The organism is Chryseobacterium sp. POL2 (assembly GCF_011058315.1).
GTDB lineage: Bacteria > Bacteroidota > Bacteroidia > Flavobacteriales > Weeksellaceae > Soonwooa.
The window spans coordinates 16,556-39,580 of record NZ_CP049298.1 but is presented as its reverse complement, the minus strand read 5'-3'; the positions used below and the strand labels follow the sequence as shown (position 1 = coordinate 39,580).

Below are 23,025 nucleotides of genomic sequence, written 5' to 3'. Positions count from 1 at the left end.
AAATTAAAAATGATGAATTAAGAATTGTTTTGTTTTGAACTCAACAAAATGGAAGAAAGTATTTTGTACAATTCTTCTGTATCATCTAATAATGATTTCGACATATCACTTTCAAGATATTCAGTTGCAGCTAAGAGTTTTATCCAATATTTGGTCTCTCTACCTCTTTATATGCAATGGACATTTTCGCAATAAAATCTTTTTTAGATTGACCTCCTGTTGCTTCTTCTATATTAGCACCAATGCTCGTTCCAGAACGTAAAAGCTGTTTCGATAAAACAAACTCTTTTTTCTCTAATTGTAGATATTTGTAAGCATTTACTGTTCTTATTGCAAATGCGAAACTCTTTTGCTGTATGATATCCTCTTTCATATTCTTAACTCTTAACTATTAATTTTTAATTCTTAATTGACACATTTGCTCCTTCAAACAGATTGATAAAGCCATTCGTTACCACAATATCGCCTGTTGCCAATCCGTCTGATACAATCGTTCTATTGCCGATATTTCCTGATATGGTAATAGATTGCAATACGGCTTTTCCGTTTTTTATGAGATACACTTTCGCTTTTCCATTTTCTTCTGTAATGGCAGATGTAGGGATAAGAATACCTTGCTCTTGCTTGCTTTCAGAAAGATTTACCTTGCCGAACATTCCCGATTTTATGGTTAAGTTTTTGGTGTTAGTAACCTGAAACTGTACCGGAAAGCTATTGCCCAGATTGGCTTTGCTTCCTGTCATTATTACTTTTCCCGAAAGGGAAATATCGGGATAAACATCAGCATTGATTTTGTAGGTTTGATTGTTTTGAAACTGCACCAAATCATTTTCGGGAACATTAACCGTAAAACGTAAAGTGCTTATATCCGTAATTTGTAGCAACGGAATACCCGGTGCTGCAAAACCGCCCTCCTCATTGAGCTTGGCAGTTACCACACCATTGAAAGGTGCTTTTATAGTGGTTTTACTGATTTGCTCCAATAAAGTCGCTTTCTGAACTTTTGCAGATTTCAATCCCAATCTTGCTTTTTCCAATTGTATGCCCTGAACGGCATCGGCTTCCGTTAAAATGGTGTATCGTTTTACATCGTCTTCCAAACCCTCAATCTGCACTTCAACCGTTTGCAGTTGTAACTTTAACAACGAATTATCCAACTGAATAAGTGTTTGTCCTTTGGAAACATAGCTTCCCACATCTACCAAAACAGCATTGATTTTTCCTTGTATATCCGTACTGATTTTGCTTTCTTTGTTCGGCTCAAATGTGCCTGTATAAGTAGTTGCATCATCAATAGTCTGCAAACGAATGGTGTCAGCACTTACAGTAATCGGTTTTTCTTTGTCGTACTGATACACCTTGCTTTCGGTAGTTTCTTTATTGTTTTTCAACTTAAAAAACACAAGTGCTATTACCGCAATCAAAGCAATTATCCCGATTATCTTTTTCATATTCTTTATTTATAATTCTTAACTCTTAATTCTTAATTGATGTAATTGTTCCTGCCAGCTTTTTTAGCTCCAAATCCGCTTTCAGATAATCTATAACTGCCGACAGGTAATTTTGCTGTGCTTCACGAAGTGCATTATCAGCCAATAAAACATCGGTAAGTGTTGCCGTACCTTGCTTTTGTTGTAAAATGGTTTGCTCATAAATAGATTGAGCCAAAGTGATTTGATTTTTGGTATTGATGACTGTTTGCTGTGCAATCTTTCTTTGCCTTAAAGCATTTTCAGTTTCCATTTTGTTTTTATCACCAATCAGTTGAGCCTGCAATTCGTTATTGCTGATTTCCAGTTTTTTTTGATTTATTTTTCGCTGTGTAACTGTTCCGTTGAAAAGCGGGTAAGTCAGTTGCAAGCCTGCAAAGCCTATGGGATAAAATTTCAGAAAGTCATTTGGGGTTTTGTCGTAGCCAAAACCTGTTGTTCCGTAGGAAGCAATCAAATTAAGCGAGGGTAGAAATCGTGATTTGTTAAACGTACTCAATTCGCTGTTCAATAGTTTGTTTTGTGTCTGAATAATCTTCAAATCCAATATATTTTCTACATTATTTTCCGTCAAGGTTTGCTGTTCGATTTCAGAAACAACGGTAATATTTCGCTCCAATGGGATACCGATATTCAGTTTTAGTGCATTTAGAATTGAAATGTATTTATTGTGAAAGTTTTCCCTTTGGGTATTTAACTGCTCGGCTTGCAATTTCACTTTACTCACATCTGTTCCCTTTGCCAATAACTGTTCTTTCAAAAGTTCCATATTCTTTAAGAGCTTTTGGGTATTTATCAGATTGCTTTCCAAAAAATCCAATTGATGTTTCAATATTTGAGCGTTATAATACAGCGTAGTGATGTCGTATAAAACCTGTTCTTCCGATTTTTGAAATTGAAGCTGTGTCAGTGCATTGGCAATTCTTGTATTCTCAATCGCTCCATAAACCTGCGGATTATACAACGGCATTGCCAACTGCACATTTGCATTGATGTTGTGCGGAACACCAAATTGCAAATCTCTGAATTGCCCTTCGGGTGCTTGCGGATTGAGTGCATTCATCGGCATTAGCTGTGTAGGCAATTCCATAAAATATTTGTAATCGGCATTGGCTGTAACTTTCGGAATGAGATTGGCTTTTGCTTCTTTTTCCCTTTGTTCGCTGATGCGGATATGGTTTCTGTTGATTTGCAGGGTTTTGTTATAGACCTGTGCCGTATCAATACATTGTCTCAGTGTCCAGACTTCTTGTGCCTGAACAGTATTCCACCCGATAAATATCAACGGAATAATAAGTAGTTTGTGAGTGTTCACTAACATGATTGAGCAAATTTTTTTGTTTTTTATTATTTTAAATTATTTAATCTCCTCCTATCATTTTTGAGGTAATTCCTTTTTTATTAGAAAATTCTGCGATTATAATTCCTGCCAAATGCAAAAGAATAAAAATAGGAAACCAGTAAATTCCCCATTTGTGTACGGTTTCAATATCTTCTTTCCATTGTGGTAAAAATCCTTTTTCTATACAGATACCTGTAACAGCCGAAATAAAAACAAAAAGATAAAAGTACACATAAGTAAAACCCTGTAACCGTTCTTTAAGCGGTTGATTGCTTTTAAAGGGATTTGGAAAACGAATACCTTTTACAAGCATATAAATAATCCGTGCTAAAAAGGCAAAAATCATTATGTGAGCAAAAACTTCGTGCCATTGCCACATTGGTTCTCTTATCGCTTTGGCAATGTCCGTCATTTGTTCTTTAGGTATTGCCGATGTTTTACTTTCAATAACAGCAACAATATTGTTTTTATTCATCCAATACATACGAAGAAACCCTGTAATGAATAAAACAGGCATTGCAAAAGCCATTATCCAATGCAGTACCCGATGAAATATTGTGAATTTTTGTTGGGATTTCATTACTTAGAAAATTTAGTTAAAATACTTATGATAGTGCTGATACGAATGTTGCAGGTGCAAAACGGTTTCATTTGCTTTTTTTGCATCTGTTTCATTTTCTATCGCCTTTACTATTTCAAGGTGTGGGTGCAACCATTTGTGTAATTCATCGTGGCTTTTTCCGCCCATTGTACAACTTTTTATGAGCTGGTTGTTTTGCTCTTTTAATTGTTTAGCTAATGCTTTATAATCGGTCTGATTATTTTGGATATAAGCATTTACCAGTTCTTCGCCTTTCAATACAAAGGGTTTCATTTCTTCGTTCACCAACCATTTTTCGCCATTGTTGAGTTCAATAGCTTCGGAACTCTCATCGTGGCGATGTTCTGCGTGGTTTTCTGTTTCCTGATGTGTGGTTGATTTTTCAGTGGAATTATTACATCCCCACAAAAGCATAAGACTCATTCCAAATACAATTACTTTTTTCATATCTCAATTATTTTTTTTCAATCATTTTTAAAATTCCCTCTAAAACTGCTTTCCCGTCTTTCATCAGGTTGGATTTATGCCCTGACAATTTCCATTTCAAAACCGTCATTCTCATTCCTCCAAGTATAATAGTGGTAAGCGTGGAAGCATTGATGAGCTTGCCGTACTGCCTTGCCTTTTGTCCTTTTTCAATGTTTGCATTGACATATTGGTGCATTAATTCCATTATTTCGGAAACTTTATAACTTAATCCCTCATCATAATGAAAAATACTTTCCGCAAAAATGACACTAACAATCGCAGGCTTATCTGTAAAGGTTTGCAGTTGCGATTTAAAAATAGCTCTCAATTCATCTCCTGCTGTTGCGTCAGGGTTTACTGGAATATTATTGAGGCGGTTTTTCATTCCTGTTATGAAATAGTTGAGCAAACCAAGTAAAATATCATTCTTGCTTTTAAAATGACGGTATAAAGCCGGTTCGGATAAACCAATATCGGCAGCCAGCGTTTTGATAGTCAGGTTTTGAATACCGTAAGCATCAATCCGAGCCGTTGCAGCTTCCATTATTTCTATTTGCCTGTCTGTGAACTTTTCCATATTATTTGTTTGCTAACAAAATTATGTTAGTTAGCATTCGCTAACAAAGATAGAGATAGTTTTTTAATGGAGATAGTATTTTTACAGCAAATTTGTGAAATTTAATGCAACGCATTGATAAACAAAGCAATTAAGAAGGATGAAAAATGAGATTATTCTTCCGTTGGGCTGTTTTCAAACAACTCGTGTAGTTTCTGTTGTAACAGCTTTTTATCGGGTAGTTGTGTTTGATAATCGGAAACCAATGTAGGGGAACAAGTTGTCAGTATTAAAAATACTATACTACGAAGTTAAAAATAAGTATCTCGGTAGCATTTTAATTGATGTATTGCTCAACTGCCTTGTCTAATTCCTCACTGATTACTTTGGCGTAAATCTGTGTAATACCAATATCTGAATGGTCTAACAGCTTTGAAACATATTCTATCCGCATACCATTATTTAGAGCATTGGTAGCAAAAGTATGACGGCTTAAATGGAACGATAAAGTAAACGGTAATTCCATATCCTTGCCCAACCTACGTAACTTCTGACCGCATAGGATATTTTTTGCATTGATGATATATGCCTGATAATCGGTATCAGTATCAAACCTTTCTACGTCTTCCAATATCGGAAAAACGAAATCGCTTGGCAATGATATTTCGGTTTTGTATTTATTTAAAATGTCAATCGCAATCTGCCCGATTTTAAAGTTGTGCGTTCTTCCTGTTTTGCGAATGGTCTTTGTAATGCGTTGTTCTTTCTCGTTATAATTTTCCCATTTCAAGCTCACTACATCACTAAAACGCAAGCCACCTGCATACACCGAAAAAATGAACATATCTCTAAATACTTCGTCCTTGCCTGTGTACTCGATTTTAAAATTGCGTAGCTTTTCTACCTGCTCTTTGTTCAGAAATAAACGCTTTCCTTTATCACGTTTCACACGAACTTTTGAGAATGGGTAAATATGTTCGCCTATAATATCTTCCCTTTGGGCATCACGAAACATTACGGATAAAATCAATAAAGAATAGTGTACTGTAGTTGCTCCGTTCTTCAAGTTATTGGACATATGATTGATGTAATCTTTCAGCATCGTAACGGTAATATCATCAAAGTATATTTCTCTATACCCGATAAATTTTTCAAACTTGGCTACATACTGTTTGTAGTTCCTGTAAGTGGCAACCGATACCGTTCCTTTGATACGTTCGCAACGGTTGTAAGCATATTCAAAGAAGTTTGCCATATCCTTACCTTTTATTGCTTCTTTTAGTTTTCGGGCTGATACGGATTTACGTTTGCGTTCGTGGTCTGCAACTGTTCCCTCTGCATCTGCTACCTTTTGAGAAATAAAGGCATTCATTCTCGCACTGTTGGTGTGGTTCTTCTTTATCTTCTGCTTATCATCGTCCCATTCGTTGCTTTTCAGTTTTACGCCTGTGGCTACAAATTTGGCTTTCCTATCCTTTATAACCCTTATATATAAAGGGCTATGACCTGTTTTATCTTCCTGATTTGTCCGAAGTACTAATTTTATTGAAGCCATAAGAAAAAGTATTATATTTGTTGTACTAAAAAAAACAATCGAGTGCAAAACGATGAAACCCTTTATAAATCAGTTATTTCAAAGCGGTGCAACCTGATACAAAGCTACAACATTTGGTACAACAAGCCTAACTTTTCGTTGCTTTTTTCTGCGTTATTCTGTTCTTTCTTATTTTATAACTTATTGATAATTATGTATTTGAGTGCAAAAAGCGACATACGATTTAATACTTTTAATAACATTGTATTGGCAAAATGCGGGATTTAAGGCGAAATTGAACTTTTTGTAATATTTAGCCACCAATATTTTCCAATTCCACATTTTTGTTTAACTTAGTTCCATTGAAAAAATATTGGCTACGATTGGTCTGAACTTGAACTTTCGTTCAAATTAAGCCCGCACTTCGCAAAGCCTTTTTCAGTTAGCAGAAAGACTTACCAAACAGTACTCTATAAATGAAACACCAAATTTTATTTCTGATTATTTTTACATTTTCATTAAATATTTTCGCACAAAAAACAGAAAAAATAAAATTAGAAAATCCTGAAGATTATTATCTAAAAATAATTCCTAAAGGTAAACCTAATGCAATTTTATTTTTATTTCACGGTGGTGGAGAAACCCCAGAAGATATTTTAAAACAAATTGAATTGCCTAAATTAGCTAGTAAAAATAATTTTTTAGTCATTCTACCCCATTTTTCAAATGATTCTACAAAAATGTTTGAAGAAATAAATTCTACAAATATAATTGCAAATCAATTAATGAAAGAATATAATATTTCAAATAATAGAATTGTTTTGGGTGGTTTTTCTGGAGGCGGAATGCTTTCCATTACCTTTGCTGAAAGAGCTGTTCGAGATAAAAATACATCATTTATTCCAAAAGCAATTTTTGCAATTGATGTTCCTCTTGATTATGAGCAAATGTATGAGAGAGCACAACGAGAAATTAAACGAAATTTTTCAGAGATTGGAGTCAGTGAAGCAAATTGGGTAATTAATGATTTCAATACAACTTTTGGTGGAAGTCCTACTGATTTTCCAAACGAATATGAAAAATACTCTATGTTTACATATAGAAAAGAAGATGGTGGAAACGCAAAATACTTAATTGACATTCCAATAAGAATTTATACAGAACCAGGAATTGAATGGCAGTTAGAAAATAGACACCGAGATTTATATGATTTGAATTGTACAAACATTTCTGCAATGATTAATCTGCTACAACTTAATGGAAACAAAAATGCAGAAATTATATCGACATTTAATAAAGGAAAAAGGTTAAACGGAACGAAACATCCACATTCTTGGAGTATAATGGATTCAAATGATACAATGAATTGGATTATAAAACAAATAAAATAAAAGTCCTTCTGCTAACATAGGTTTTGCAAAATGCGGGGTTTAGTCATAAATTGAAATTTCGTCAAAAAAATTCGCAACTGCTTTTCATATTGTTTTTTTACCTAAATTAGACAATCTGAAAAAGCATTTGCTACGTTTCTGAATTCTTGAACTTTCAGTCCTTCGAATTCCCTCACTTCGCCAATACTTTTTCCGTTAGCTGTAATCCGATTTGAAATTTCGTCATCAAAAGAAAATTTTATAAAACAAGAAATTAAATCCTAACTTTGTAATTATGAAAGAAAAAAATCTTTACATAATTGCTGGTTGTAATGGTGCTGGAAAAACAACAGCATCTTTTACTATTTTGCCTGAAATTCTCGATTGTAAAGAATTTGTAAATGCTGATGAAATTGCAAAAGGTCTTTCTCCATTTCAGCCTGAAAAAGTTTCCTTTGAAGCAGGAAGAATAATGCTTAATAGAATAGATGAGCTTTTTGAATATAATGAAAGTTTTGCATTTGAAACAACTTTAGCGACAAAAACTTACAAGCAAAAAATTCTAAACGCACAAAAAAATAAATACAATACTACTCTATTATTTTTTTGGCTGAAAAACCCAGAATTGGCAAAAGAAAGAGTAAAAATAAGAGTTCAAGAAGGAGGACATAATATTCCAACAGAAGTAATTGAAAGACGTTATCAAAACGGCATCAATAATCTTTTTAAAATATATCTTCCAATTGTGGATCAAGTTTTGATTTTTGATAATTCGGAAGGAAAACATGAGCTAATTGCAGAAAAAAATCTTGATGAAGATATTGCAATTCACAATCAAGAAAAGTTTAATGAATTAAAAAATTATTATGACAAAAGAAGCTAAAACAGAAAGACGAAATAAAATAATAAAAGGTCTTGAAAAAGCCTATGAAAAAATGCTTGAATTTAAACGAAAAAACAATAGTGAAATTGTTGTAATTCAAGAGAATAAAATCGTGAAAATAAAGCCGTAAATTCGGACTACAGCTAACAGTGTATTGGAAAAATGCGGGATTTTGTAAACGTTGAAATTTTGTAAAAATATTCCGCCGAATGCTTTTCAATTCTGCGATTTTTCGTAAGTTAGCAGAAGTGAAAAAGCATCGGTTTCGTTTCTGAATTCTTGAACTTTCAGTCCTTCGAATTCCCGCACTTCGCCAATACTTTTTCGTTAGATGTAATCTCACAAAAAAATAGTACGTATTAAATCTATGAAACAAAACTTAATTTTAATTGTAAGTCTTCAAACTAATTTGGACAAATTTCATTCAATCCTTAAGGAGGATTTCGGGTTATAAACTTACTAATTTTTCTTGATTATATATTTGTCTTCTTTTTCGGATTGAATCCGCTTTTATTTGTCTTCTTTTTTCTAAAATTATTTCAACTCATACGATATCTTGGTCTTATAACTTGAGAAACTTCAGTTTGTGCCGTAGTATTTTGGTATAAATAAGCAACAAATTTTTAGAACAAAAACAATTTATCTATTGCTTACTGTAATTGTTAGAATTAGCATTATCTTTTAAATTATTAAAAAACTTCTCTATTATGAAAGTATTGAACTTGTCAGGTTGTGATCCTGTGCTCAGTTTGGATTACATAAGGTTTAGCCTATATTTTAATTTTTTTAGATTGTTAATTTTAAATAATTGAGACGGGTATGATTTGTTTGAATCATATTTCCGCCTCAATTATTTATATTATAAAATGATTAATTAGGACAAGTCTGTGTACTCATACAATACCAATTAAAAGTTGTTCCCCCATCATTAGAAGTATAAACTTTCAAACAATTGTTGGTAGTATCATAAACCATCATCCCTTCAACAGGATTGGTAATAACTAAAGTGGTTCCGTTATCAGCAACAGGCTGATTGCTGGTGTTAAATTTAACTCTGTTCACTACAAAACCTTTCGTTTTTGCTTCTAAAACAGTCCATGCACTTTGTCTTACCATTGGCCAGTTATCATTTTCTACGCCTGCTCTTCCTAAAGCTGTTATACCATGTTTTGATGGGTAAGTATTACCATCTGTAATAGCGGGTTTGTAGCAGAAAGTATTACATTGAGAATTTACACTAGCGTTCTGTGCATCTCCTAGAGCTTGCCCACTAGCTCCAACAACTGTTGGCACACCATTAGCATCTACCGTAGTACCAAAATTTTGATTAGGTGTTTGAGATGTAAGCGTTCCTGAAGCTGACGTTAATTGAGAAGCTGTAAAATTTCCAGCACCTTCTATGGCATCTGTACAGCCATCTCCGTCACTGTCTAAATCTAAATGATTTGGAATACCGTCATTATCAAAATCTAATGTTAACGGTAAAGCACATAAATCATCAAAACCTACAGAATTATTATTACCTGCTCCACCTGTGGAAGCTGTAAATCCAAAATACGCTGAATTTCCACCTAAAATAGTTTCGATAGCATTAGCACCTGTTGTTGGAAAAGTATAATTGGTAACAGGAACGCCGTCAAATGTATAAGAAAGGTTTCTGGTTGCAGCATTCCAATTGATTACAACATTGTGCCAAACTCCGTCATCTACAGTTCCATCACCTAATTGAGTGTCCCCTGCCAATTTTCCAGCATCAATCCAACCAGCGGTGGTTCTTATACTTCCGTGGTCAAAATTTGGATCACAGTTTGCACCATTGTTAGCATCATTTGCACAACTATTTACAAAGGTATCTAATTCTAAAGCAATTCCATTGGCAATTCCTCTTGCGCCAAGACCTTGTCCATTTGTGCCAGATGCTGATTGTGCAAGCGGACTATTGTGAAACACAATGGCAATACCATCGGCATCAGATAATAATGCCTTCATAGGTAAAGAAAAACTTTTTGTAAAATCTACCTTTCCATATGACCAAACCTGTCCATTTTGAGAGCCTCCATTTGTTAATCTAAATTGATGTACTGGTCCTGTAGAAGGGCTTGTAATTAAGGTAGCGCTATTATTGGCTTTAAAAATTTTATCAACCGTAGTGTTGAGGCCGTTTTCCACACAATCCAAAATACCATCATTGTCATCATCAAGATCTTGCCAATCCGGAATACCATCTCCATCAGAATCTTTACAATGTTTTAAGGTGTCTAAAGAGTCTCCAATACCTTGTCCGCTTGCTCCAACTGTTGTAGGAATACCATTAGCATCTACCGCTGTTCCAAAATTGATATTTGGAGATTGAGATGTAAGCGTACCTGAAGCTGTAGTAGTTGGATTAAAATTACCAGATCCTTCTACCGCATCCGGACAGCCATCGCCATCACTATCTAAATCCAGAAAATTAGGAATTCCATCACCATCAAAGTCTGAACAAGAAATAAGCTGCACAGATCTTATCGAAATATCATCTACTGAATTTCCACTTGTTCCTGCTCTGAAACGGATTTGAAAAGTACCACTGGATGAAGAAATAGTTGGAGGTAAAGTTATAATCAAATCTGTATTAGTAGTAGACCAAGTACCAGCAGAGCCAATAGAGGGTAAAGTACTGATATTGGTTACAGCACCATTATTTCCTCTAACAGTAGGAATACTACCCGCTACTCCAGTTCCTGTGTCTATGGTAGCATAAACAGTACCATTATACAAAAATTCAGTAACAAGCGTTGAGGTAGCACCAGAAGTATTTGTTGTAAGCCAATTGATGTCATTTACATATATATTGCTATTTGCGAAAACACCAGTTAAGCTCTGGCTTACAGTAGTAATTGTACTATTATCTGCTGTGAATTCCAAACCTCTGGAAGTTAAGGAGTAAGAACCACTTGTAGTCCATCCTGTAAGAGATCCAGAAGTAGGAAATACTCCATTTGATATTCTATCGGATGATTGACATTCGCTACTATCCAAAATTCCATCATTATCATCATCAAGGTCGCAGGTGTCTAGAACTCCGTCTCCATCAGAATCTATAGTATTTGCAATAACGTTAACTGTAGCTGCTGGGCTGTAGCAAATATTAGTACTGTCATAATAAAAAGCATAATAAGTACCCGCTCCTGCCTGAGTAATTTGTGTTCCGAATAAAGCTGTACCTGTATGGGTATTGTTGGTAAACCATACTAAGGACGTGTTTGCAGGAACTGTACCTGTATGAGCTGTATTAAGATTTACAAACGTAGCAGGACAATTGATGAAAAGATTTTCCACTGTTGGCGCAACTGTTCCTGCAGCGCAAGCAGTAACACCAAATCTATTGGTAGTATTATTCGGGCTGTTTACAGTACCAATGGTTAGGGTAAATTCACCATTAATAGTTCCGTCACTAGTTCCGTTAGTGGTACTTTCACCCACGGTGCCCCAACCTACAGGCAACTCTTTTACTGGAGCAGGTTGCCCTACTGTACCCTGTGTTTTACTTAACTGAAATTTGATAACATCTCCCTCTATCAATGCACCACCTGCAGCAAATGTAAAAACTCCAGATGTATTAACCAATGCTGTAGCCACAACATTTCCGTTGGTATCTACCGCATTTACATATAATGCATTGGCGATGTTCCAGATACCTCCACCTGTCCCTCCATTGTTTATTCCGCCTGTTAAGCCATTATTGTCAATATAAACGGTACCAGAAACAGAAGGTCTTGCCATTGGCAAAATAGAAATTAAGTTGGCAGATGCTGCTTCTGTTGAAGGATTTGTTGCTGTTCTTGACAATGTGAAAGTAGGATTACCAGATGCGATGGTTCTATAGGCTGTAGTAAAACCAATACCATCGTGTTCATTGGGAGAAAGTGTATAGGGAGAACTTCCTGCTGTATTAGTTACTATATCTGATTGTATTGCTGTCCATCCAGTGGAAAACGTAACGGTTTTAGATTGTGTAATGCCACCAGTTCCTAAGAAAACAATATTTCCAATTGTATTTCCAACAGGAATCGTAGGAGTAGTACCTGATAGTGTTAAAAAGGGTGTAGTATCAAAATCTGTAACGTTATTCCAGCTTAGTAAAGAAAGATTGGCACTTGCATTCGCAAAAACAGCTACATTTACAATCATTTCATCACCAGAATTTTCCGGCAAATTAATCCCAGTAAATGTTACAGTTGCTATTCCAGTAGGCAGTCCCATTGCATCTGAGACATATCTTACTGTGTTATTAGTAGAAAAATTTACAGTAGCTGAGTTACCACTGATATTTTTATTAGATGTCCAAGGAGCAGATAAAAATGTTCCAGAGACACCATTTACAAAAATCGGATGTGCATAATCTCCATCTGTTGCTCCATCGGTGTTATATACAAAATTACTGTTATATGTACTATGAACTCTTTCGGAAAAAGTGCTAATAATCATTACTCTGTTTTTCCCTGCAGGTATATCTATACTAACCGGAGGTATTCCAGAAGCCCCACTACCGCTTGCTTTGTATGTACCACTGGCAATGAGAGTAGGTGTTTGTGCATAGCAGAAAACAGAAATCGCTACTGCCAGCAATGCTAAAAAATTTTTAAATCTTACATTCATAATCATTAAGTTTTCATGTTGGATTGTTATGTTTTGTTTTTTGAAGTTATTCTTTGGCTGTTGCAATAACTTTTTACCATCTTTTTCGGAGTTTACACCTCCGTTGTCACAGGCTTTGGGTGCGTAGGGCTACCTAGAAACTGTGTGGTGCTTACATTTAGCTTTGTTTTAAGAGATTTTGTCCGGAACAGGAAACTTTTGAATGGGAACTCTACCCTAAGAATGAATCATTCTTTATACTCAATAAATTTATGTTGGGAGATTTTTTCAAGTTTCTGCATCTTCATCTAGTGTTATTAGGTTAAATTTATTTAAAGAATTACTAATCAATCTTTTTGATCTCATTTTATAATTCATTTGATAAATAATTTTTTCGAAATAAATTTTAAATTTCATCAATTTTTATTTTAATATTTCAACGAAAATAAAATAATTACATATTATTATTAAATAAAAAATCCGATTACGAAGAATAATATACTTTCGCTATTTATATTATTAGCAATAGACAATGACATTATAAACAAAAGATGAGAACACGCAGTAAATCAATCTTTATTTTCTTTTGAAACGAAGTATCTTCTTTTTAATCTACTTAATGAGGTAGGATGAATTCCTAAATAAGAAGCAAGATCTTTTGATTTTACATTTAAAATTAATTGAGGATTTTTTTGCAAAATTTCTAAATACTTTTCTTCTGGAGATAAGCTTAAAGATGTATAAAAATTACGGTAAATTTCTACCGCTGTTCTTTTCCAGTACATTAGAAGCAAGCTGGCAATATTCGGATATGATATAATTGCTTCTTCTAAATCATCATAATTAAGTAAAAACATACTCGTCTCTTCTAATGTTTCAAAAGTGAGGGATGAAGCGCGATCAAGAGCTAAAGTATCTATTGATCCATAAATTCCATTATTTTGCACAAACCAAACCGTTCTATTATTCTTATTATAAACTCTTATTAGTCCTTTTAGAATTATTCCTACCTGTTTTATCTGTTCACCTCTATGAAGTAAGATTTTATCTTTTGGAATAGTGACAAATTGAACCAGTTCTAAAAGTTTTTCTCTGTCTTTTGAATCTAAAAAATCATTCTGATCAAAATATTTATCTGAAAAATCATTTAATGTCATAGTAATTTCGATATGTGATTCCTGAATAATATTTTATAATTGATGAACATTTTGTTTTACCTAAAAATCATTGATGGCTAATCTCAAATATTATTCTTTGGGGTTAATTTAAAAAAAGCCTTCAGCTAAAAAAGAAAAAAGAAATCTGAAAGATCTCTAAAAACACAAATGACATTTTTAGACTGAAAGCAACATTGATTACTTTATTTTAAGGCTTCCAAAATGACCAATTGGTACCATTAAAAACAGCTAATTGTCTATTTGTGGTATCATAAACCAACATTCCTGCTGCCGGATTTTTAATATTAAGGTGTGGCAAAGCAACTTTTGGCAAAATCATAGCCTTATCTGTATCGGTGAGAACTAAAATTCCAGGAGTAGTATCCGTTGCACCGTTTGTTCCTATTGCTGCTTTTGCATTAGGTAAATCTGATTTAGAATCTTGTAATGTGGTATCTGCATTTCCATTGGCATCTACGCTCAAATCAAACCAGATTCCGGCTTTTTTATATTTTACTTTGTGATCAGATGTGTCATAAACGATTGTCCCGTCTACCACTGTGTTACTTCCTGCATATCCTGTAATAAAAGGAGAAGAATTAGTAGTTGCTGTCACCCAAGGAAGTACAATTCCCTTTTTTTCGGTTGTATCTGGACCAAATTCTAAAGAAATTCCCGGATTAGGCGTGATGTTATCCGATAGCTTCGTGATTTCTGATTTTCCAATAGCTACTTGAGAAAATGCCATTGTAGAAACTCCAATCAATACTAAAATAGTTGTCTTTTTTTTCATAGCTGTAATTTATTTTTTGTTAAATTTTGATTCTGTTTTTTAATTGAGATTTCCAATGGTGGCAAGATTTTACTGCCACCCGTTTGGAAAACTCCTCTTATATATGAAATTGTGTTTATATTAATTAGGGCAGGCTTGTGTAGTCATACAATGCCAAGCGAAAGTAGTTCCGTCGGTAGTTGTATAAACTTTCAAACAATTGTTAGTGGTATCATAAACCATCATTCCTTCAACTGGATCGGTAATTACCAACGTTGTCCCATTATCTGCAACAGGCTGATTGCTGGTGTTGAATTTCACTCTGTTGATGACAAACCCTTTTGTTTTAGCTTCTAGAACTGTCCAAGCACTTTGTCTTACCATTGGCCAATTGTCACTATCTGTTCCTGCTCTTCCTAAGGCAGTAATCCCATGTTTTGACGGATAAGTATTACCATCTGTAATAGCTGGCTTGTAGCAAAATGTCTCTCCAATTTTTATGGATATTGTAGGGCTATAGCAAACCGCTAAACCATCATAAAATGATATATAATATGTAGTTCCAGCCACTAAAGGTGTTGAACTTGATAGCTTATTAGCATCTGTAGCTGTTGCATCAGAATGGATAGAAAATGCAGTACCAGCAGGTTTGTTACTAGCGGTTAACAAGTTGATTAAATTACCAACCGTTGATGGTAAAACCGTAATAGTAGGATTTGTTAAAACAGGCGCGGCTGTACCTGACTGACACGTGATACATCCCCAGTAAACATTATTTGGTAGTTGATAAGAAACCTGCCTTGTGTCAGTAGAAAAGAATGATGGTGTAGCTGTAGAAGCTGTGGGATTATTTGCATCTGGCAAATAATATAGTCCATGATGATCCGGATGACTAGATATATATAATCTACCATCTTTAGCAACTTTCAATCCATAAATAGAAGGAAGAGTTCCTGCCTGAGTTGATACTCCTGTTGTATTATCATAATACATCAAGGCTCCTCCATTTTTATAATAAATATACTTTCCGTTAGGAGATAAAGCTACTGAATAGCCCAAAAGTTTGTCCGTATCTGGAACACCTGTAGAAACAGTAACCTTTACGTCCCAAACTCCTAATGCACCAGTGGCAGGATTAAAATTAGCCATTCCCATTTTATTATGCCTAGCAATAAGTACTTTACCAGGAGTTCTTGGGTCCCATGTAATAAATGAATATCCAGCAATATTAGCAGCAAGTACCCCTGAAAGGTTAGGAACACTAATTGACGAAACAGGAGTCGAGTTAAAACCAGAAACTTCTGAATACAAATATGATTTTACATTTTGATCAGCCGTATTCACTAAAATCCAATAATCAGTACCATTAGTATGTGGAATAACTTCCAACGCTTCGTAAATAGAACTAGCTGGTAAAAGAGGAGTAGTAATATTGGTAAGAGTATTAGCCTCTAAATTATATTTTGCACTTACTAAAGTCCCTGCTGTATCTGCTGTTGCATTACCAAAAATGATAAAATCCCTACCTTTAACCCCTTGAGGATCTGGGATAACTGCAGCAGCCTCTTCTGCTGAAGCCTTACCTCCAACCGAACCTGTAGCAGCAATACCTGTAGAACCTTTATACACTTTATTACCATCTGTCACGAAAAGTAATTCGTTGGTTACAGGATGTGTTACGGCAGTATTTCCTTCAAATCCATCAGTAGTAACGCCCTGTCCTAAAAACCCTATCCCAGGATTATTAAGCACAGCAGAGCCTGATTGGAAATCTATTCTTACCTTATTTCCTTGAAAAGGCAACCACCAAGTTTGCTGTGCAGCGTAAGGGTCAGGCAGACAAACAAACTCAATACAATCGTTCAGCATCTCGTTTTGAGAATTACCTATACCTTGCCCACTAGCACCAACTACTGTTGGCACACCATTAGCATCTACCGTAGTACCAAAATTTTGATTAGGTGTTTGAGATGTAAGCGTTCCTGAAGCTGACGTTAATTGAGAAGCTGTAAAATTTCCATCGCCTTCTATAGCATCAGGACAACCATCAGCATCTGAATCTAAATCTAAATAATCTGGAATACCATCACCATCTGTATCTCTAAGATTACAAGGATATGGAATTAATCTGTACATTATTGCTGTTGACATACTTTTATTAAAACTAAAGGTAGCAGTTTGGTTACCTGTAACCCCCGTTTTTGTGGCAGTAAATACAGAAATACCATCGTTTTCAGGTAAAACATCATCTGATGTATTTGGGTCTGTTGCATAAGTTCCGCTTGTATTGGCTACAGAATTAGTTGTTATAGCGTTCCAGCCAGAATTGATTGACATTCCACTTTGAGCTGACGTTGCACCAAATGCCAATAAAACATTATTTTGTTGAATAGTACCCGCTGGTTGACTACTAGCTAGCATATTACCTGATATTGATAAATCATTTGTTGCTTGACTTGAACTCTGACTGTCAATGTATTCAAGATTGTTTACATTATCAAATACTAATATTTCGGCATGCCATTCGTCGCCAGCATTTTTTGGTAATTGAAATTTTGATAAATCAATAGAGTTTAAACCGGGAGAAATTTGAGAATCCCATAATGTATAAACATATTGTGTAACCGAAATTGTTGCGTCTGAATGTTTATTACTAGCTAAAGATTTCATAGAATAACTGTAGGCACGTGCAGTCATATCATTACTGCCAAATTTCACCACCGGAGCATTTGCAAAATTACCAGTGGCTGGCAAGGTAGATTCCCAGTTATCACCGTAAGGTGTAGGTGTGTGATCTCGCTCAATAGTAAGTGTTAAAAACATTAACCTTTTACCCGTACCTGTTGTAGGAGCACTAAATGTAATATTTGGCCTTCCTGCTAGACCACTACCAGTTGCGGAAAACGTTTTACTTGCAATCAATAATGGAGTTGATAAGCAGAAGCCTTCATCGGTATCTAAAATACCATCGTTATCGTCATCCAAATCACAAATATCAGATATGCCATCGCCATCTGAATCTAAATTGCCAGATTCCAAAGCATTACAAGGGTCTATAGTTTTTATTGCAAACCTTACCCCTGTAACATTAACATCTCCGGCAGTCCAATTGAAAATACTGTTGGCTGTACCATCAGGAGTTGTGCCGTTGATGCCTTCTGCCACGGTAGTCCAACCCGGATTGAGCGCAACAGTTATAGGGTTGGTGGTATTAATAAAACCTGCATTTTTGCTTAGTATAAAATCATAGTTATAGGTTTCTACCAAAGCACCGTTTGGTATGGTGAAATTACCACTTGCATCTACAGCTACTACGGCTACTACTTTGTTGGTAGCTTTGTCCACTACATTCATCCAAAGCCCACCACCTTGTGTGCCAGTTGCGGAGTTGAGTGTTGGAGTTACAACTTGCCCAGTAACAGAGGGAGAGGCAAGAGGAAGTAATCCATGGAATACATATCCACCTGAATAGTAGCCAAGTATGCCTGTTACATTTATTAGTGCAGTAGGATTTCCACTTATATTAGATTTATGAGCTACAATATGGGCAATCCCATCGTTTTCATTTGGAGAAATAGACCAAGCAACACCATTATTCGTAACTTTATTAAACTGGTCTAATGACCAGCCAGATGGTGTAGACAAATTGGTATCATAAGTAATACCGCCATTTACCATGTACATAATTTCTTGGGCAGTTCTACCCAGCGTAGGAGTTAGTGCGGCTGTTACGTTAGTATATCCAAAATCATTAAGGCCATTAATCCATTGCGAGGATTTCACATTTTCATATACCGAAATAATGAAAGAAATTTCATCATTTGCCGTTTGAGGATTTGGTAGATATTGAAAAGTGATTGGTAAAGTACCTGTCATACTATCCGGCATTTTGTAAGACCATGTTGCTCCGCTCCAATTTTGTAAATCAGTAGGGGTACTGTTAAGGGCATTTTTATGATATCCATTTTCAAACGTCGATATTACTCCATTAACATATACATCTGGCAAATCGATTACATTAGAATTATTAGAAGCTGGACTATTTCTATTACAAAAAAAGTTAGAAAGAGCTCCTGCATTATATCTTTCGCCTGCCATTGTAATCACCATCATCCTGTTTTTATTGGTTGTACCGTTGGGGATGGTAAAATTAATGGTAGGGATACCTGTGAGTCCACTGCCTATGGCAGAAAATTTCGCCGACCCAACATAGGTTGGCACCGGCAACTGCGCATATACCACCGCCGAAAACACGACCAGCAGCAATGCCAAAATTTGTTTTAATTTAATCATTTGTTAATTTTAATTATTTTTAATTTTTATGTTTTTTTATCATTATAGACATAATGCATCATAAACTAATGATGTTTAATGTTGAGAGCTTAAAGTCTGGACATCCATATATACATATTGATATTGGGAGGAATATTCAGTTTTTTCCGAATTCTGTATTTTTTGCCTTCTACTGCTCTTGTGGATATTTTTTTAAACTGCGCAATTTGCTTAGTCTCCAAATTGAGTTTTATGTATGCACAGAACTCAATATCTGAGAACTTCATTGCCGGATTAATTTTTAGCAATTTCTCGGTGAAGTCGGGATAAGTTTCTAAAAAAGCAATATAAAATGAAGTACTATCTTCATTCAATAACCTTAAAAGTGTACTTACCGGAATTCTTCTGCTTTCAGGCGGCGCAGAAAAAAAGTGGTCTTTTTCTATCATTTGTATTTTTTAAATAGATATACAACTTCTTAAGACAACCATTCAAAGTGCTGATTATCTGAAATTTAAGCGGCAAATAATTTGTGTTTTGATCGAAGTTTCAGTCCTTACGAACAGAAAACGTTACTTAAGATAAATGTGTGGGTGGCCTCACCGAATGTTTGCCAGAGAAATAACAAAGTCTGATACTTGGATCCGAGTAACTAAAAACTTGTCCTGTGATTAGATACAAGCGTCTCTCTGATCTTTTGATTAAAGAAATTATTATTTTAATTAAATATTGACTGCTGCCTGTAGTAAAAACAATTTTCTCTTTTTGATTCTGAGATATTAAATCTGAGTGATGTGTAGAATTATAATACGCCCGCAATGGCTCTTTTTGAACATAAGCAATTAAGGCTTTATTAGTTACTGTTTTTTTAACAACCTTTTTTTTGATAGAAGATGTTTTATTCTTTTTTATTGTTTTGATTTCAGCCTTGCTAAGTGCTTCAATATTATAAACTGTAGCATTATCAGAAATAAAAATCTGTGCTTTTTCAGTTTTTATTTCTTTTAAATCCTCACTCTGGACTCTTTCAATATTTACAAAGTCTCCCGACCCAAAAACAATAGCTTTTCCTGATAGAATAATTTTAGAGTCGTCGTTACTTTCCGAAGTGCTGATTTTTCCATAGATCAGATTGGCAAAAAACAGACATATCAACGCAAAAAATGAAGTCATTTTGAAAGAAATAACCCCAGAAACGCTAAATAATTTTAAATTTGGTTTTTGCAAATGTGTAATTTTTGTATTGAAAAATAGTATGTCATTTTTCTAATCTACAAAATTACTTTTCATGTGCAGTTTAGTATAAATTTTGTGTTATCGGTATTTCACGCAAACTACACGAAGCTACACGATATTTATTTTGTTTTGATTTTTAGAATGTTACATTTGTAAAAAAGATATATGTTGGCTATAATTTTAAAAACCAGATATACATATTTTCCTCTGCTGAAATTCCTAATTTTTTCCGGATTCTATATTTTTTCCCTTCCACGGCTCTTACAGATATTTTTTTCATTATTGCAATCTGCTTGGTTTCAAGATTAAGTTTAATGTATGCACAAAATTCTATATCGGATATTTTCATCAAGGGGTTAATATTAAGAAGCTTTTCACTGAAGTCAGGAAATGCTTCTAGAAAAGTTAAATAAAACGAAGAATCATTTTTTAATGCAAGACTGATAAGATGATTATATGCATTCGTTTTGACAATCGGGTCTTTTTCAGAAGTTACTTTTTCCAGAGGTTGTATTTTATTCTTCTTTTTATTGAAATAAAGTTTTCCACCTCCAATTACTATAATTATTAAAGCAACAGCCGACAAGAAATAAAGCAGTGTCCTATTTTGAGAAGGAGTTTCAGTTACGTCTCCTTTATTAGCATATAGTAGAGACTTGACCTCATTTAATCCTTTGTTTTCTTTGACCTGGATACTATCTTCCAGATTACTAGATTTTTGTAAAAACAGCGCTTGCTTTGCGTAATCTTCTTTCTCTCTATAGATTTCAGCTACTTTAGAATATAATTCTTTTGTCTTAGCCGTATATCCAAGCGCTTCTCCAATTTTTATGGCTTTATTATAGCTTGCTAATGCACTGTCATTTGAAGAACCTTTATAATGCTTAAAATTAAATTCCACATCGCCCTTTGCTTCATAATAATCAACTCCCAGATAAGTTACCTCTCCGAATGTCTTAAGCTCTTGTCCTCCTATTTTTAAATATTTTACTGCTTCTTCATACTTTTTTAACAGAATAAGAGAGTTTACCATTAAATTGGTCGAATACAGAACACTTTTTGCACGCTTATGATCATTTTCGATTAATACTGCTTCGTTATAAAGTTTTTTTGAAATAGATAATAAAGAATCTGCATAAGAAGATTTCGGAAGTTTCGATTTTTCAAAATTATACCATTGATAGATATAGATTTCAGTTTTCGCTTTTCTCCTTTTTTCTTTATCCGGAATCTTATAAAGATATCTTTCTGCAAGATTGAGAACTTTTTTTGCCTGAGAATAATTTTTATCCATGAAAAAAATCTTTGCTTCAAGACAATTTGCATAAATATATTCTTCGTATTGTTGGACCGACAAAGAGAGAGATTTCAGATATTTTAAGTATTGAAGTGCTGATATAAAATCTGAGTATGATGATTTAATTTCTACAATTCTTTTTAATAACCTTATCTGACCTTCTTCATAATCTATTTCTTTAGCTTGATAGTAAAGCTCTGTTAGTTTTACAAGTCCTTCATCATTAAAAAATTTAGAGCTCCAGAGAGCAGTGGTTATACTGTCGATTTGCTTTTCTGTTTTTTTTTCCTGAGAATAAAAAAAAACAATATTAAAGATTAATAATAAAAGAGGTATTTTTGTTTTCATTGTTATTCAGTTAAATAGTATAAACAGCATAAATTATATTGACCTTAACAAATATATTAAATACAGGTTTTGCAAAGAAAGTGAAAATAAATAAAGATAGATACTGATAGAAGCCATTCACCGTTTTTTTTCAAACCTTTTTCCAAATCTTACATTAAACATTTCGATATTTCTTTAGTTATCAATACAAGACCACAACAGCTAAATAAATACTTACTATTCGAATGTTAATTTCTAAATTTTTAGATTATTAAATTACATTAAACAAAAAGTTTAACAGAATTTGCTTGATAAGATGGAAGAATATAATTCATTCTTAATTTGACTTAATCGAACCAAATCATCGATAAAAGTGTTTGAAGATACGCTCGTCAAGGTCACCAAAGAGAGAAAACATAAGTTTTCTCTCTTTTTTTATGTATAGCAGTTTGATTTTAAAATAAAAGTCATTTTAAAAAGATTTTTTTCTTAATTTTAATTTCCAAAAATTGCAAAAACTATGAAAACAATTCTACTAATACGACATGCAAAAAGCGATTGGCCAGAAGGCATAGACGATTTTGACAGGCCATTAACAGAAGTTGGAAAATCCAACGCTATAAGAATGGCCGAATTTCTTAAAGAGAAAAATACAGCAATCGATTGTTTTATTAGTAGTCCCGCAAAACGCGCAAAAGATACCTGCGACGTGTTTTCAAAAATTTATGATAAAGATTTCGATACCGAACAACAATTGTATAATGCCCGAGAAATTCACTTTGAAAATCTAATTTATGGATTATCCGATGATATTAACTCAGTTGCAATTTTTTCCCATAACAATGGCATCTCGAATTTTGCAAATTATCTAAGCGACGAAATTGTTAATCTTCCCACTTGTGGTGTTGCGGGATATGAAATAGACTGTGACAGTTGGTCCGATTTTGAAACTTCAAAAAAGAAATTTTTATATTTCTATTCTCCAAAATCAATTCATTAATTTTAAAAAGATAATCCATTAAATTAGAAAAATCGCTAATTTAATATTGGTATTTTAAAAATAAAAGACGGATAAATTATTCGTCTTTTTTTGATTTATA

At 34.1% G+C, this 23,025-nt stretch carries 17 protein-coding genes and 1 pseudogene; 4 read left to right on the top strand and 14 right to left on the bottom strand.

Annotated elements, in window-relative coordinates:
• Positions 1–17: 17 nt before the first annotated feature.
• From G6R40_RS00160 to G6R40_RS00125, 7 genes and pseudogenes are all read right to left on the bottom strand, one after another.
• Positions 18–373 (bottom strand): annotated as a pseudogene (locus tag G6R40_RS00160) (four helix bundle protein).
• Between the two features lie 25 nt (positions 374–398).
• The gene (locus G6R40_RS00155; RefSeq protein WP_165130403.1) at positions 399–1,451 is read right to left on the bottom strand and encodes an efflux RND transporter periplasmic adaptor subunit; all 1,053 of its coding nucleotides are present in this window, start codon (positions 1,449–1,451) and stop codon (positions 399–401) included.
• A gap of 25 nt (positions 1,452–1,476) precedes the next feature.
• Positions 1,477–2,811 (bottom strand): TolC family protein, encoded by a 1,335-nt coding sequence (locus G6R40_RS00150; RefSeq protein ID WP_165130402.1) that lies wholly within the window; start codon positions 2,809–2,811, stop codon positions 1,477–1,479.
• Positions 2,812–2,851: 40 nt separating this feature from the next.
• Positions 2,852–3,412, bottom strand: coding sequence for a cytochrome b/b6 domain-containing protein (locus G6R40_RS00145; protein ID WP_165130401.1), 561 nt, complete (start codon positions 3,410–3,412; stop codon positions 2,852–2,854).
• A gap of 12 nt (positions 3,413–3,424) precedes the next feature.
• Positions 3,425–3,880, bottom strand: coding sequence for a hypothetical protein (locus G6R40_RS00140; RefSeq protein WP_165130400.1), 456 nt, complete (start codon positions 3,878–3,880; stop codon positions 3,425–3,427).
• A 7-nt stretch (positions 3,881–3,887) separates the two neighbouring features.
• Positions 3,888–4,478 carry a TetR/AcrR family transcriptional regulator gene (locus G6R40_RS00135; protein ID WP_165130399.1) on the bottom strand — a complete coding sequence of 197 codons (591 nt, stop codon included), beginning with the start codon at positions 4,476–4,478 and terminating at the stop codon, positions 3,888–3,890.
• Positions 4,479–4,794: 316 nt separating this feature from the next.
• A complete protein-coding gene (locus tag G6R40_RS00125; RefSeq protein WP_165130398.1) occupies positions 4,795–6,012 on the bottom strand; it encodes a site-specific integrase in 1,218 nt (405 codons plus the stop codon).
• A gap of 455 nt (positions 6,013–6,467) precedes the next feature.
• On the opposite strand from G6R40_RS00125, the gene G6R40_RS00120 reads away from it, so the two are divergent.
• From G6R40_RS00120 to G6R40_RS00110, 3 genes are all read left to right on the top strand, one after another.
• The gene (locus G6R40_RS00120) at positions 6,468–7,382 is read left to right on the top strand and encodes a hypothetical protein (RefSeq protein ID WP_165130397.1); all 915 of its coding nucleotides are present in this window, start codon (positions 6,468–6,470) and stop codon (positions 7,380–7,382) included.
• Between the two features lie 274 nt (positions 7,383–7,656).
• Positions 7,657–8,244 (top strand): zeta toxin family protein, encoded by a 588-nt coding sequence (locus G6R40_RS00115; protein WP_165130396.1) that lies wholly within the window; start codon positions 7,657–7,659, stop codon positions 8,242–8,244.
• Positions 8,228–8,374 (top strand): hypothetical protein, encoded by a 147-nt coding sequence (locus tag G6R40_RS00110; RefSeq protein WP_165130395.1) that lies wholly within the window; start codon positions 8,228–8,230, stop codon positions 8,372–8,374. The genes G6R40_RS00115 and G6R40_RS00110 overlap by 17 nt, the downstream gene beginning before the upstream one ends.
• A 740-nt stretch (positions 8,375–9,114) precedes the next feature.
• Here the strand turns inward: G6R40_RS00110 and G6R40_RS00105 are convergent.
• From G6R40_RS00105 to G6R40_RS00075, 7 genes are all read right to left on the bottom strand, one after another.
• Positions 9,115–12,885, bottom strand: a complete 3,771-nt coding sequence (locus tag G6R40_RS00105) for an L-type lectin-domain containing protein (RefSeq protein WP_165130393.1) — start codon at positions 12,883–12,885, stop codon at positions 9,115–9,117.
• A gap of 548 nt (positions 12,886–13,433) precedes the next feature.
• A complete protein-coding gene (locus G6R40_RS00100; RefSeq protein ID WP_165130391.1) occupies positions 13,434–14,021 on the bottom strand; it encodes a Crp/Fnr family transcriptional regulator in 588 nt (195 codons plus the stop codon).
• Positions 14,022–14,229: 208 nt separating this feature from the next.
• A complete protein-coding gene (locus tag G6R40_RS00095; protein ID WP_165130389.1) occupies positions 14,230–14,814 on the bottom strand; it encodes a hypothetical protein in 585 nt (194 codons plus the stop codon).
• 120 nt (positions 14,815–14,934) lie between these two features.
• Complete coding sequence (locus G6R40_RS00090; protein WP_165130352.1) at positions 14,935–19,059, bottom strand: hypothetical protein; 4,125 nt, start codon at positions 19,057–19,059, stop codon at positions 14,935–14,937.
• 116 nt (positions 19,060–19,175) lie between these two features.
• Positions 19,176–19,514: a helix-turn-helix transcriptional regulator gene (locus tag G6R40_RS00085; RefSeq protein WP_165130387.1), complete on the bottom strand. Its 339-nt coding sequence runs from the start codon at positions 19,512–19,514 to the stop codon at positions 19,176–19,178.
• Between the two features lie 127 nt (positions 19,515–19,641).
• Positions 19,642–20,238, bottom strand: coding sequence for a hypothetical protein (locus G6R40_RS00080; protein ID WP_165130385.1), 597 nt, complete (start codon positions 20,236–20,238; stop codon positions 19,642–19,644).
• A 235-nt stretch (positions 20,239–20,473) separates the two neighbouring features.
• The gene (locus G6R40_RS00075; RefSeq protein ID WP_165130383.1) at positions 20,474–21,946 is read right to left on the bottom strand and encodes a helix-turn-helix transcriptional regulator; all 1,473 of its coding nucleotides are present in this window, start codon (positions 21,944–21,946) and stop codon (positions 20,474–20,476) included.
• 499 nt (positions 21,947–22,445) lie between these two features.
• On the opposite strand from G6R40_RS00075, the gene G6R40_RS00070 reads away from it, so the two are divergent.
• Positions 22,446–22,925, top strand: a complete 480-nt coding sequence (locus G6R40_RS00070; protein ID WP_165130381.1) for a SixA phosphatase family protein — start codon at positions 22,446–22,448, stop codon at positions 22,923–22,925.
• Positions 22,926–23,025 lie beyond the last annotated feature (100 nt).

Excerpts from the sequence above, each read along its gene's own strand:
- G6R40_RS00070 (WP_165130381.1), top strand. The coding sequence starts at position 22,446 with ATGAAAACAATTCTACTAATACGACATGCAAAAAGCGATTGGCCAGAA.
- G6R40_RS00110 (WP_165130395.1), top strand. The coding sequence starts at position 8,228 with ATGACAAAAGAAGCTAAAACAGAAAGACGAAATAAAATAATAAAAGGT.
- G6R40_RS00085 (WP_165130387.1), bottom strand. The coding sequence starts at position 19,514 with ATGATAGAAAAAGACCACTTTTTTTCTGCGCCGCCTGAAAGCAGAAGA.
- G6R40_RS00145 (WP_165130401.1), bottom strand. The coding sequence starts at position 3,412 with ATGAAATCCCAACAAAAATTCACAATATTTCATCGGGTACTGCATTGG.
- G6R40_RS00150 (WP_165130402.1), bottom strand. The coding sequence starts at position 2,811 with ATGTTAGTGAACACTCACAAACTACTTATTATTCCGTTGATATTTATC.
- G6R40_RS00100 (WP_165130391.1), bottom strand. The coding sequence starts at position 14,021 with ATGACATTAAATGATTTTTCAGATAAATATTTTGATCAGAATGATTTT.
- G6R40_RS00135 (WP_165130399.1), bottom strand. The coding sequence starts at position 4,478 with ATGGAAAAGTTCACAGACAGGCAAATAGAAATAATGGAAGCTGCAACG.
- G6R40_RS00075 (WP_165130383.1), bottom strand. The coding sequence starts at position 21,946 with ATGAAAACAAAAATACCTCTTTTATTATTAATCTTTAATATTGTTTTT.
- G6R40_RS00080 (WP_165130385.1), bottom strand. The coding sequence starts at position 20,238 with ATGACTTCATTTTTTGCGTTGATATGTCTGTTTTTTGCCAATCTGATC.
- G6R40_RS00125 (WP_165130398.1), bottom strand. The coding sequence starts at position 6,012 with ATGGCTTCAATAAAATTAGTACTTCGGACAAATCAGGAAGATAAAACA.
- G6R40_RS00115 (WP_165130396.1), top strand. The coding sequence starts at position 7,657 with ATGAAAGAAAAAAATCTTTACATAATTGCTGGTTGTAATGGTGCTGGA.
- G6R40_RS00095 (WP_165130389.1), bottom strand. The coding sequence starts at position 14,814 with ATGAAAAAAAAGACAACTATTTTAGTATTGATTGGAGTTTCTACAATG.
- G6R40_RS00140 (WP_165130400.1), bottom strand. The coding sequence starts at position 3,880 with ATGAAAAAAGTAATTGTATTTGGAATGAGTCTTATGCTTTTGTGGGGA.
- G6R40_RS00105 (WP_165130393.1), bottom strand. The coding sequence starts at position 12,885 with ATGAATGTAAGATTTAAAAATTTTTTAGCATTGCTGGCAGTAGCGATT.
- G6R40_RS00120 (WP_165130397.1), top strand. The coding sequence starts at position 6,468 with ATGAAACACCAAATTTTATTTCTGATTATTTTTACATTTTCATTAAAT.
- G6R40_RS00155 (WP_165130403.1), bottom strand. The coding sequence starts at position 1,451 with ATGAAAAAGATAATCGGGATAATTGCTTTGATTGCGGTAATAGCACTT.